The 13,086-nt window shown below is 71.9% G+C and carries 2 protein-coding genes; both read left to right on the top strand.

Annotated elements, in window-relative coordinates; all coding sequences use genetic code 11:
• The first annotated feature begins 358 nt into the window (after positions 1-358).
• Positions 359-940 (top strand): cupin domain-containing protein, encoded by a 582-nt coding sequence (locus WME73_RS01905; protein WP_437743865.1) that lies wholly within the window; start codon positions 359-361, stop codon positions 938-940.
• A gap of 568 nt (positions 941-1,508) precedes the next feature.
• Complete coding sequence (locus WME73_RS01900) at positions 1,509-13,073, top strand: amino acid adenylation domain-containing protein (RefSeq protein WP_437914572.1); 11,565 nt, start codon at positions 1,509-1,511, stop codon at positions 13,071-13,073.
• The last annotated feature ends 13 nt before the right edge of the window (positions 13,074-13,086 follow it).

The raw sequence follows: 13,086 nt of genomic DNA, 5'->3' as shown, positions 1-13,086 counted from the left end.
ACGGCTGTCCCTGGAATTCAATGTCGTTCACAAAGACATGACCGACAGGCGCCGGGGCCGTATCGGCTTCACCGTCCAGCGCTCCGCGGGATCGGCGGCGTCGCGTCTCGACGCTTCCGAGCTCCTCCAGAGATCGGCCTTCCCGGGCCACGCTACTACACTGGCCCAGTATTGTCCATTGCTCAGCCAACACACGGCTCACGCGCGTCACCCCCGTGACGCGCGACCATAGCGAGCGATAAAGTCGATTCGAAGCAGGGAATCGATCGAGCGTACCGCCATAGCCCGCGGTATCTTTGGAGAAGAGCCGCGCCGAGCGGTCCAGGAGCTCGGACGCGGCAGACAAGAGGGATCTATCATGACGACGCTGAAGATCACCCCGGAGCAGATGCGCTCGCGCATCGCGCGGTTCGGCGAGCTCCGGGCTTACGTGAATCACACCGTTGACACCAGCATCCCACAGGAGGCGTTCGACGCCGTGAACCCTCCTCTGTATCTCCTGATGGCGCACGCGGCGGGGGACGCGCGCGAGGGGGCGGGGCCGGCCATCGTCGGCCCCAAAGGCATGAGCGTGGGCATCGTCAGCTGCAGGCCTGGCGACAAAGTCCCTCTGCACGCACACCGTCGCTCGAGGGAGGTATTTCTGTGCCTCACTGGACGCTTCGCGCTGCGCTGGAACGAGGGCGCCACGGACGAGACAACGCTCGAGCCGTTCGATATGATCGACGTGCCCGTGGGCGTCTACCGGCAGTTCGAGAACGTCGGCCAGGAGCCCGGGCTGCTCCTCGCCATCATCACGGACGAGCGCGAAGACGAGCCGGGCGACATCGTCATCGCGCCCGAGGACAGGGCGCGCTTCGCCGAGCGCTTCGGGCCCGCAATCCTGGAGAAGCTCACGGCGACGACTGGTATGCTCTTCACCGATCCTCCCACAGAGTAGCGCCTGCCCTCGCGGTCCATCCGCGGACAGCCCCCGCCGCGCCACGGAGGCGCTGGCTGCTCAGGGCCAGACGCGGTCCCCTGCCGGCGCGGCCCCGGGCGCGGCGCCGCGCCGCGCCGACCAGAGCAGGGCGCGTCACAGATGAACTTGTTCGGGCAGGGACTCGGGCGGGAACTCGAACATGATCGAGATGAGCCTTCCGCTCGTCGCTCGAACGATTTTGATCATTCCGCTTGGCAATGCTACGATAAAGGATCATTATTAATCCTGTAGACCAAGAAAAGGTGTCGCCGGGGGAGGCGAAGCCGTCGAGTTCTCGCGTGATGGTTCCGTGACAGGCGTACGCCTGATGCGCGCTCGGGAGGAGGAGCGCGCTCGGGAGGAGGAGCGCCATGTCACCGAGGACATCGCTGAGCCGACATCCGGCGCGCGAGCGAATGGAGTGCCTGACAACCTGCATGGGTGCGCCTACGCGGCGCGCGTGAGCCCATTGCAAGGGCCTCTCCGAACGCTCGGAGCGGGAGGAGGGAGGTGCTCTCTGACATCAACGGACAGGAGGGCATGCGCCATGGTTGAGCTGACTTACGCGCCACTTTCCTTCGAGCAAGAGACGAAATGGCTCCTTGCTCGAGTCCATGGTCCCGCGCCGGTCATCCATGAAGGCGGCGCGGCCTGGCTCGACGGGGATCTCGATGTACCCAGGCTGCGCCGCGCCATCGAGGAGATCGCGGCGCGCCACGAGCCGCTCAGGACCTCCTTTGTCGAGCGCGACGGAGAGCCCGCGCAGGTCGTCAGGCCCGCGGTGGCGATCGACCTCGGAGAGGTGGATCTGGCCCCGGACCTACAGCCCACCTCGGGCGAGGCGGCGCTCGCGGCCGCCCGCGAGGAGGCCGCTCGCCCCTTCGATCTCGAGCGTGCCCCGCTCTGGCGGGTGACGCTCATCCGGGCGCACCCGCGCCGCCACCTGGTCGCGCTGTCCATGCACGGCCTCGTCTGCGACGGCGCCTTCAGCGTGGGGCTGTTCTTCTCGGAGCTCTGCGCCCTCTACCATTCCATGACGCCTCCGGCGCTGCCCATCCGTTATCAGGACCACGTCCGGCGGCAGCTCGACCGCGCCGCCGGCGATCGCCTCGACGCGCGGCTCGACCACTGGACACGGGAGCTCGCCGGCGCGCCGACTGCCCTGGATCTTCCGACGGACCGGCCGCGGCCCGCCGTGCATGCCTTCGACGGAGGGTCGGTCGAGCGCGCGCTCGACCGATCGCTCCTCCTGCGCCTCGAAGCGGCGGCCCGGGACGAAGGAGCGCGCCTGTTCACCGCGCTGCTCGCGGGGATGCTGGCTGTCCTGCACCGGATCACCGGCGAGGAGGATGTCTTGATCGGCACGCCCCTGCCCGGGCGCGATACGCCGGACGTCCGGGAGCTCATCGGCCTCTTCGGCGGCCCGGTGATCGTGCGGGGCAGGTTCGGCGCACAGCCCTCGTTCCGACAGCTCCTGCGCCAGGTACACCGGTCCATCGAGGAGGGCAGAGCGAACAGCGAGGTTCCCGCCAGGGCGCTGCTGGAGAAGCTCGCCGCGCCGCGCGACCCGGGCCGCACGCCGATCGTCCAGGTCCTCTTCGCGGCGACGCCCCCCAGCCCCCCGCCGTGCAATGGGCCGCTGCTGACGCTGACCCGAACGGACCTCGAGCTGCCGTACGTCGCTCATGATCTCGTGGTGAGCGTCGAGGACGCCGCCGAAGGGGTCGTCGCGAGGCTCGATTACCGCCGCGATCTCTTCGAGCAGGCGACGGCGGTCAGGCTGCTCGAGCACTGGCAGGCGCTGCTCGGCGGCGCTGCCGAGGCCCCTGATCAGCGGATCTCGGATCTGCCTCTCCTGTCGGCCGACGCGCGGCGGCAGCTGCTCGTCGACTGGAGCAGCGGCGCGGCGACGGCCCCGCCGCGCGAGCTGGTCCACGAGCAGATCGAGGAGCAGGCGCGCCGCGCCCCTTCCGCCGCCGCGGTGGCGTTCGAAGGCGAGCGGCTCACGTATGCCGAGCTGGATCGGCGGAGCAACCAGATCGCCCACCTCCTCAGGAAGAGCGGCGCCGGGCCTGGCGCGCTCGTCGGCATCTGCCTGGAGCGCTCACCGGACATGATCGTGGCCGCGCTCGGCGTGCTCAAGGCGGGGAGCGCGTACGTCCCGCTCGACCCGGCCTATCCGCCGGCTCGGCTCGCGTTCATGCTGGAGGACGCGAAGGTGTCGGCGCTCCTGACCAGCGACGACCTCGTCTGCCGCGTGCCGAGCCGCGGGCTCAGCGTCGTTCGCCTCGACGCGGATCGGGCGATGCTCGATCGCGAGCCCGCGGACAAGGTGCCTCCGGCCGCTGGCCAGGCGCCGGACGACCTGGCGTACGTGATCTACACGTCGGGCTCGACGGGCCGCCCGAAAGGCGTGCTCGTGGAGCACCGCGGGCTCACCAACCTGGTGGCCTGGCACAGGCGGCGGTTCGCCCTGTCCAGCACGGATCGAACCACCCTCATCGCGAGCCCGGGCTTCGACGCCTCGGTCTGGGAGATGTGGCCCTCGCTCTGCTCCGGCGCGTGCCTGTACATCCCCTCCGATGCCATCCGCCGCTCGCCCCTGGAGCTCCAGCAGTGGCTGCTCGAGCAGCAGATCACCGTCTCCTTCGTCCCCACCCCCATCGCCGAGGAGCTGCTGCGCCTCGACTGGCCCGCTCGCTGCTCCCTGCGCACCCTGCTCACCGGCGGCGACAGGCTACGGCGCTGGCCTCACCGCGCCATCCCCTTCGAGATCGTCAACAACTACGGCCCCACCGAGGCCACCGTCGTCACCACCTCCTGCGCCCTCCCGAGGGACGCCCACGCCGACCGCGGCCCCTCACGCGAGCCGCCCATCGGCCGGCCCATCGATAACGTGCGCGTCTACGTCCTCGATCCCCGACGCCAGCCCGTCCCCGTCGGCGTCCCCGGCGAGCTCTACATCGCCGGCGACGGCCTCGCCCGCGGCTACCTCCACGACCCGCAGCTCACAGAAGACCGCTTCCTCTCCGACCCCTTCTCCTCCGACCCCGGCGCGCGCATGTACCGCACCGGTGACCTCGTCCGCTGGCGGCACGACGGCGACATCGAGTTCCTCGGCAGGCTCGACCACCAGGTCAAGATCCGCGGCTTCCGCCTGGAGCTCGGCGAGATCGAGGCCGCGCTCAGGCAGCACCCCGCCCTCGACGACGCCGTCGTCCTCGCGACGGACGACGCCCACGGCGACAAGCGCCTCGTCGCCTACGTGGTCCCGACGAGCGGCGACGGAGCCTCCGCGCGAGGAGTGGAGGGAGTGGAGGCGTCGCCGGCAGCGCTCCGCGCTCACCTCCTGGGCAGGCTGCCCGAGTTCATGGTGCCGTCCACCTTCGTCGCGCTCGACGCGCTGCCGATGACGGCGAACGGCAAGGTCGACCGAGCGGCGCTCCCGGCCCCCGGCCCCGCGCGGACCGCGCTGGCGCACGCCTTCGTCGCGCCTCGCTCTCCCGTCGAGCGGGCGCTCGCCGGGATCTGGCAGGAGGTGCTGCGGCAGGAGCGCGTGGGGGTGCATGACAGCTTCCTCGAGCTGGGCGGCAGCTCTGTCCATGCCGTGCGGCTGCTCTCCCGCATGCGCAGCGCGCTCGGGGTCGAACTCGCGTTCCAGGAGCTCTTCCGCCGCCCGACCATCGCCGAGCTCGCGCCCCTCGTGAGGCAGGAGCCCGCGGCGCGCGGGGCCGAGCGCGCGATCTCGCCCGTCCCGCGCCTCGGGCCGCTGCCCCTGTCCTTCGGGCAAGAGCGCCTCTGGTTCCTCCAGCGGCTGGCGCCGGAGAGCCGGGCCTACAACTGCTTGTTCCCGTTCCGCCTGCGCGGGCGCGTCGATATCGGAGCGCTGGACAAGAGCCTCCGCGAGCTCGCGCAGCGGCACGAGATCCTGCGGACGACCTACGCGGAGCGCGACGGGCGGCCGGTCCAGATCATCGCCCCGCAGAGCTCGTTGCAGCTCAACGTGATGGATCTCCAGCACCTCTCCCCGGAAGAGCGGGAGGTCGCGGCGCACCAGCGCATCAACGCAGAGGCGCAGACGCTCTTCGACCTCGAGCGAGGCCCCCTGCTCCGGGCTTGCCTGCTCAAGCTCGGGCCGGAGGACCACATCCTGTGGCTCCACCTCCATCACATCGCGACCGACGGCTGGTCCATCGAGCTCGCGTTCCGCGAGCTCGCCATCCTCTACGACGGCCACCGCGGGGGCGCCCCCGCGGCGCTGCCCGAGCTCGCGATCCAGTACGCCGACTTCGCCGCGTGGCAACGCGAACAGATGAGGGACAGCGCCCGAGCAGAGCTGCTCGCCTGGTGGAAAGAGCGGCTGCTCCACGCGCCCCCCCTGCTCGAGCTGCCGAGCGATCATCCGCGGCCGGCGATCCAGAGCCTGCGCGGCGCCACCGTCTCCTTCCGGATCGACGCGCCGCTCGTGGAGCGCCTCGGGGAGCTCAGCGCCCAGCGGGGGATGACGGTGACGATGGTCCTCATGGCCGCCTTCGCCGTCCTGCTGCACCGCTACACGCAGCGCGACGACCTCTTGATCGGAATGCCGAGCGCCAACCGGGCGCGCATGGATCTCGAGGAGATCATGGGCTTCTTCGTGAACATCGTGCCCCTGCGCGTCGATCTGTCCGGCGACCCGAGCTTCGACGAGCTGCTCCAGCGGGTGCGGCAGCTGTGCCTGGAGGCCTACGAGCACGACATGCTGCCCTTCGATGTGCTCGTGCAGGAGCTGAGGCCCGAGCGCAGCCCGGGCTACAACCCGGTCGTGCAGATCGCTTTCGCCCCGCAGAGCCCGGCGGAGCGCGATCTCGCGCTCGCCGGGGTCGAGGTCCGTCCCATCGAGGCCGACGCCAAGAAGACGATCTTCGACCTCTCGCTGTACTCCTGGGAGAGCCCCGACGGCGTGACGGGGATGCTCGAGTACAGCACCGATCTCTTCGATCGTGCGACGATCGAGCGGATGGCGGAGCACCTGCTGACGGTGCTCTCCACCGCGGCCTCGGGGCCGGATCAGCCGGTGTCGTCGCTGCCGCTGCTCACGCGCGCCGAGCAGCGGAGGCTCGTGATCGAGATGAACGACACGGCGGTCGACCCTCCAGGGGACCGGTGCGTCCTCGACCTGTTCGAGGAGCAGGCGGCGCGCGCGCCGCATGCCTTGGCCGCCGTGGCCGACCGCGGCTCGTTGACGTACGGCGAGCTCGATCGCCGAGCGAACCAGCTCGCCCACCGCCTGCGCGAGGCCGGCGTGGTGCCGGGGACGGCGGTCGCGATCCACGCAGAACGGTCGCTCGCTCTCCTGGTCGGCATCGTCGGGATCCTCAAGGCTTCCGGGGCGTACGTCCCCTTCGGCCCCGAGAGCTCGAGCGAGCGGCTGGAGCTCATGCTGAACGACTCCAGGGCGCCGGTGCTCATCACCGGGGCGCGCCTCGCCGACCGCATCCCCGCGTTCGGCGGCGTGGTGATCCGCCTCGACGCCGACGGGCGGGCGCTCACCGGGCAGCCTGATTCGGCGCCGCCGAGGAGCACAGGCCCCTCCGACCTGGCGTACGTGATCTACACGTCGGGCTCCACGGGCCGGCCGAAAGGCGTGCTCGTGGAGCACCGCGGGCTCACCAACCTGGTGGCCTGGCACAGGCGGCGGTTCGCCCTGTCCAGCACGGATCGAACCACCCTCATCGCGAGCCCGGGCTTCGACGCCTCGGTCTGGGAGATGTGGCCCTCGCTCTGCTCCGGCGCGTGCCTGTACATCCCCTCCGATGCCATCCGCCGCTCGCCCCTGGAGCTCCAGCAGTGGCTGCTGGAACAGCACATCTCGGTCTCCTTCGTCCCCACCCCCATCGCCGAGGAGCTGCTGCGCCTCGACTGGCCCGCTCGCTGCTCCCTGCGCGCCCTGCTCACCGGCGGCGACAGGCTACGGCGCTGGCCTCACCGCGCCATCCCCTTCGAGGTCGTCAACAACTACGGCCCCACCGAGGCCACCGTCGTCACCACCTCCTGCTCGCTCCTCCGGGGCGCCCACGACGACCGCGACGCCTCACGAAAGCCGCCCATCGGCAGGCCCATCGACAACGTGCGCGTCTACCTCCTCGACCCGCGCCGGCAGCCCGTCCCCGTCGGCGTCCCCGGCGAGCTCTACATCGCCGGCGACGGCCTCGCCCGCGGCTACCTCCACGACCCGCAGCTCACAGAAGACCGCTTCCTCCCCGACCCCTTCTCCGACGCGCCCGGCGCGCGCATGTACCGCACCGGTGACCTCGTCCGCTGGCGGCACGACGGCGACATCGAGTTCCTCGGCAGGCTCGACCACCAGGTCAAGATCCGCGGCTTCCGCCTGGAGCTCGGCGAGATCGAGGCCGCGCTCAGGCAGCACCCCGCCCTCGACGACGCCGTCGTCCTCGCGACGGACGACGCCCACGGCGACAAGCGCCTCGTCGCCTACGTGGTGCCGAGCAGCGGCGGGCAGCCCGCGGCGCACGACGCGAGCCTCCAGGCGGGCCACGTCACGGAGTGGCGCGCGCTGTACGACGATACCTACGCGAAGGACACCGCCGTCACCGATCCGGACCTCGACACGACGGGCTGGAACAGCAGCTACACCGGCGCGCCCATCGAGGCGGCGGAGATGCGCGCGTGGCGCGATTTCACGGTCGAGCGGATCCTGTCCTTCCAGCCGAAGCGGGTCTGGGAGATCGGCTGCGGGACAGGCCTCCTTCTCCTGAAGACGGCGCCCCGCTGCGAAGCCTACCTGGCGACCGACTTCTCGGAGCAGGCCATCTCCCTGCTCCGCCCCAGGCTCGCCGCCAGGGGGTACACGCACGTGACGCTGGCGCGCCGCGAGGCCAACGACTTCAGCCACGTCGAGCCCGGGAGCTTCGACGCGATCGTCCTCAACTCGATCGTGCAGTACTTCCCCGGCGCCGACTACCTGCGATCGGTGATCGAAGGCGCCGTCCGCTCGACCGCTCCCGGCGGGCTCGTGTTCATCGGCGACGTGCGGAGCCTCCCCCTGCTCGAGGCGTTCCACGCGTCGGTGCAGCTCCACCGGGCGTCGCCGGATACAGCGGCCGAGGAGCTGCGTGGCCGGGTGCGGCGGGCGATCTCGATCGAGGAAGAGCTCGTCGTCGCGCCCGACTACTTCCGCGCCCTGCGCGGCCAGATCCCGGGCGTGAGCCACGTGGAGATCTGGCTCAAGCGCGGCCACGGCGCCGAGGAGATGACCCGCTACCGGTACGACGTCGTGCTGTTCGTGGGCGCGACGGCGGAGCCGGCCGCGATCGCTCGATCGATCGGCGGGCCGGCGCCGGCGGACATCGATGAGATCGAGCGGTCGCTGCGGGAGGACCGCCCCGAGGCGCTGGAGGTGCTGGGCATCCCGAACGCGCGCGTGCACGCGGACGTCGCCCTGGCAGCGGCGCTCTCGACGGCGAGCGGGACCAAGGAGGACCTCTGCGCCGCGGGCCCCGCGCGCGCCGGCGCCGCGATCGAGCCGGAGGCGCTCTGGGAGCTCGGCGGCAGGCTGGGCTACGCGGTCCGCGTCACCTGGTCGCGGACCGGAGGCCCGGAGCGCATGGACGTCCTCTTCGAGCGCGACGGGGATCCGCGGAGGCCGCGCGCCCTCCTCGGCGCGAGCGCCGCCGAGGGACAGGCGCGCTCGCCGCTGGTCAACGACCCGCTCCGCGCGAAGCAGGCGCGCGCCCTCCTCCCGGCCCTGCGGGCGTTCCTCGCGGCGAAGCTCCCCGAGTACATGGTCCCGGCGATCTTCGTGAAGCTCGACGCGCTGCCGCTCAACGCGAGCGGGAAGGTCGAACGGCGCGCGCTCCCCGCGCCCGAGCGCCCGACGCCGAGCGCTGAGCCCAATACCGCCGCGCCGGCCTCGGACATCGAGGCGGTCCTGAGCGAGATCTGGCGCAAGGTGCTCGACCTCGACCGCGTGGGGCTCGATGATCGGTTCTTCGAGATCGGCGGCCACTCGCTCCTGCTCGTGCAGGTCCAGGCCGCGCTCCAGGCGCGCTTCGGCCGGAACGTGCCGATCGTGGAGCTGTTCCAGCACCCGACGATACGCAGCCTGGCCGCTCACCTCGGCGCGGCCCCGCGGGCCGCGGAGGCAGACGAGACCGCGGCGCCGGCGCCGCCGACGCGCCCCTCGAGCCGCCGGGCCCCCGCGCCGGAGCGCAAGGCTGCGCCCGCGAACGCCGTCGCGATCGTCGGGATGTCCGGGCGCTACCCCAAGGCGCGCGACGTCGACACGCTCTGGTTCAACCTGCGCAACGGCGTCGAGGGCATCCGCTTCTTCACGCCCGAGGAGCTGGAGGCCTCGGGCGTCGATCTGGAGCTGATCCGCGCGCCGAACCTCGTGCCGGCGTGCGGCGTGCTGGACGACGCGATGTGCTTCGACGCGCGGTTCTTCGGCTACAGCCCGAACGAGGCGATGCTCATGGACCCGCAGCACCGGATCTTCCTCGAGTGCGCCTGGGAGGCGATGGAGAGGGCCGGCTACGACCCGCTCTCGTGCGAGCAGTCGGTCGGCGTCTTCGCCGGGAGCGACGCCCCGCTGTACTGGCTGGAGCGCGTCGGCATGCCCAAGGCGCCGCTGAGCGCCGAGTACTACCGGATCTTCACCGGGAACGTCACCGACGGCCTGACGACGCGGGTGGCGTACAAGCTGGGCCTCCGCGGGCCCGCCGTGACGGTGCTGACCGCGTGCTCGACGTCGCTCGTCGCGGTGCACCTGGCCTGCCAGAGCCTCGCCACGAAGGAGTGCGACATGGTCCTCGCAGGCGGCGTCGTGGTCCTCCCGCCGACGCGCCTCGGTCACGTCCACGAGGAGGGCTCGCTCGCGTCGCCGGACGGGCACTGCCGGCCGTTCGACGTCGACGCGCAGGGGACCGTGGCCGGCAGCGGCGTGTCGGTGGTCGTGCTCAAGCGGCTGGAGGACGCGCTCCGCGACGGCGATCACATCCACGCCGTCATCCTCGGATCCGCGATCACCAACGACGGCTCGCGCAAGGTCGGCTACGCCGCGCCGGGCACGGACGGACAGGCGCAGGCGATCCTCAAGGCGCACGCCGCCGCAGGGGTGGAGCCGGAGAGCATCACCTTCGTCGAGGGCCACGGGACGGGCACGAGGCTCGGCGATCCGATCGAGGTCGCCGCCCTGTCGCGCGCCTTCAGAAATGGCACTGACAAAGTCGGGTTCTGCGCGCTGGGCTCGGTGAAGAGCAACCTGGGGCACCTGGGGGCGGCCGCCGGGGCCACCGGGCTCATCAAGGCCGCGCTCTCGCTCGAGCACGAGCTGATCCCGCCCACGCTCCACTTCCGGCGCCCGAACCCCGAGCTCCACCTGGAGAGCAGCCCGTTCTTCGTCAACGCCGCGCCGCTCGCCTGGAAGCGCGGAACGCGCCCGCGCCGCGCCGGGGTGAGCGCCTTCGGGATGGGGGGCACGAACGCCCACGTGGTCCTGGAGGAGGCGCCCGCGATGGATCCGTCCGGCCCGTCGCGGGCTTGCCAGCTGCTGGTCCTGTCCGCGCAGACGAGCGAAGCGCTCGAGGGCATCACGGATCGGCTGGCCGGGCACCTGCGGCACGCGGCGCGCGTCTCCCTCCCCGACGTCGCCTTCACGCTCCAGCAGGGGCGGGCGCGGTTCGCGCATCGCCGCGCCGTCGTCTGCCGCGACCCGGTCTCGGCGGCCGCCCGCCTGCGAGCGCGCGATCCCGCCCACGCCTTCAGCGACGTCGCCGAGGGCCGCGCGCCGAAGGTGGTGTTCCTCTTCCCCGGCGGAGGCTCCCAGCGGGTGGACATGGGGCGAGAGCTGTACGGGAGCGAGCGCGTCTTCCGGGAGAGCCTCGATCAGTGCGCCACGCTGTTCCAGCGCGCGCTCTCCATGGATATCCGGGCGCTGCTCTTCCCGGGCCCCGAGGAGCGGGAGCGCGCGGCCGAGCAGCTGCGCGCCCCCTGCGCGAACATGGCGGCCATCTTCTCGACCGAGGTCGCGACGGCGCGGCTCCTCCTGTCGTGGGGCATCCGCCCGGCGGCGGTCAGCGGACACAGCCTGGGCGAGTACACAGCCGCCTGCGTCGCGGGTGTGCTGTCGCTCGAGGCCGCGGTGACGCTCATCGCGGCGCGCGGGCGCCTGTACGAGCAGCTGCCCAGGGACGTGGCGACGCTCGTCGTGCATCTCTCCGAGGACGCGCTGCTCGATCGGCTCGGCAACGGCCTCTCCCTGGCCGCCGTCAACGGCCCGGAGGTGTGCGTCGTCTCCGGGACGCTGCCTGCGATCGAGCGCCTCGAGCAGGCGTGCGCGCGCGAGGGCCACGAGACCCGGCGCTTGCCGATCGCCACGGCGGCGCACTCCTCGCTCGTCGGCCCGCTCGCGGACCGCTTGACCCAGCTGGCGGCCTCCCTGGAGCGACGGGCGCCGCGCATCCCGATGCTCTCGAACCTCACCGGCGCGTGGATGACGGACGCCGATGCCCAGGATCCGTCCTACTGGGCGCGGCACCTCCGGGGGACCGTCCGCTTCGGGCGAGGGCTCGAAGCGCTGCTCCTCGACCCGGATCACGTCTTCGTCGAGGTCGGGCCCGGGCGGACGCTGGCCACGCTGGCGAGCCAGCACCCCGACGCCGGCGCGGGGCGGCTCATTCTCACCACGATGGCGAGCTCGGGCTCCGATCGGACGGACCTGGAGGCGCTGCTCGCCGCCGTCGGCCAGCTCTGGTGCGCCGGCGCCGACGTCGACTGGGCGGCGTTCTCCCGGGACGAGCGGCGCCGGCGCGTCCCGCTGCCGACGTACCCGTTCAAGCGCACGCCGTACGTGCTCGGCGCCCCGCGCCCGGCGCCTGCGGCGATGGCGGCGCCCTCGTCGGCGCTCGACAGCAGCGACGCGGCGTCGCTCCCGGCGCCTGCGACGGACCGGGGCGACGCGAGCTCCGAGCAGAGGGCAGGGGCGCCTGCGGATCATGTGGCGCGCGCGCTCGCGGACATCTTCAGGGAGGTGCTCGGCGTGGCCAAGGTGCGGCCGCACGACAACTTCTTCGACCTCGGCGGGCACTCCTTGAGCGCGATCGAGGTGCGGGCCCTGATCAAGGAGCGGCTGAAGGTCGAGCTATCGGTGCACGCGCTGCTGGAGCTCCGCACCGTGGCGGCGCTCGCCGAGCACATCCACGAGAGCCAGCCTTCCAGCGCCTCCGCGCCGCCCACCTACAGGAGCGCCAGCGTCGCGTCGGGGCGCGGGCGCGGCCGGCTCATCGTCCCGCTCCACGTCGGGTCGCACCGCAGGGCGCCGCTGTTCCTTGTGCAGCCCATCGGCGGCACGATCTTCATCTACCGCGAGCTGGCGCGGCAGATGGGCGCCGAGCTGTCCATCTACGGGATCCGGGCGTCGGGGATGGAGCCCGACGAGCCCGTCTTCTCCGAGATCCCCGCCATGGCGGCGCGGTACGTTCAAGAGCTGCGCGCCGTCCAGCCGGAGGGCCCGTACCTCCTGGGCGGCCACTCGGCCGGCGGCGTGATCGCCTACGAGATGGCGCAGCAGCTCCTGGCGGAAGGGAAGAAGGTGCAGCTCCTCCTGCTGGACACCGGATCCCTGGCGTCCGCGCGGGGCGCGTCGATCGAGAGCGCCGACGACGTGCTCCGGCAGATGATCGGGCTCAAGGACGCGGCCCCCAAGGCGTACCAGGGCTTCGTCGCCGCGCTCCAGGAGGACGCGCCGTTCCGCGCCATCGTGCTGAGCACCTGGCGCGCCATGACGCTCTACGAGCCGCGCCCGACGGAAGCCAGCGTCCTGTTCGTGCGCGCGCGCGATCAGCTCGGCGCGAGCGAGCCCGACGACGTCGACTACTGGAGGGACCTCACCCGCGGGCGGTTCGTCATGCACCAGGTCCCGGGCAACCATTTCACCATGATGGAGCCGCCTCAGGTCGCGTCCGTGGCCCGCGTCGTCCGGACGCACATCACGGCGCGGAGCCGCGTGCGGGCCAGGATCCCCGAGAGCACCGCGCGTTCGGGGTTGAGCCGATGGAGCTCCCGGAGAAACGGCCCGGACAGCAGCCCCGACAGCGGACAGGCGAGGACCTGAGCCGGTCGAGCCA

The sequence above is a fragment of the Sorangium sp. So ce302 genome (genome assembly GCF_051530145.1).
Classification (GTDB): Bacteria; Myxococcota_A; Polyangia; order Polyangiales; family Polyangiaceae; genus Sorangium; species Sorangium cellulosum_B.
This window is presented reverse-complemented; position numbering and strand designations above follow the sequence as displayed.